General features: G+C 45.7%; 1 protein-coding gene. It reads left to right on the top strand.

Features of this window, described 5'->3' with window-relative positions; genetic code table 11:
• Window positions 1–299 (top strand): transposase (locus NY07_RS18840; RefSeq protein WP_033540891.1); only part of this gene is annotated, 299 nt, incomplete at its 5' end.
• Window positions 300–302: the final 3 nt, after the last annotated feature.

Genomic DNA, 302 nt, shown 5'->3' with positions numbered 1-302 from the left:
TGGGGGCGCAATTAAAGGAACTGTGGCGCTGCAGCTCTGAACTTCAGGCTAAAAACCTATGGCAGGTATGGTGGGAGCAAGTGAATGAGAGTGGAATTAAGCCACTAAAAGAGTTTGCCCGAAAGCTTCATCCATACCTCCATGGAATTACCGCTTCAGCAAGCTACCCACTGAATACATGTACGCTTGAAGGAATAAATAACAAGATAAAGTTAATCAAGCGGATGGGGTATGGCTATCGAGATACCGATTACTTCTTCTTAAAGATAAAAGCGGCTTTCCCCGGAAAGCCGCGATGAACC

Source organism: Shewanella sp. ECSMB14101 (assembly GCF_000773485.1).
Taxonomy (GTDB): domain Bacteria; phylum Pseudomonadota; class Gammaproteobacteria; order Enterobacterales; family Shewanellaceae; genus Shewanella; species Shewanella marisflavi.
This window is presented reverse-complemented; position numbering and strand designations above follow the sequence as displayed.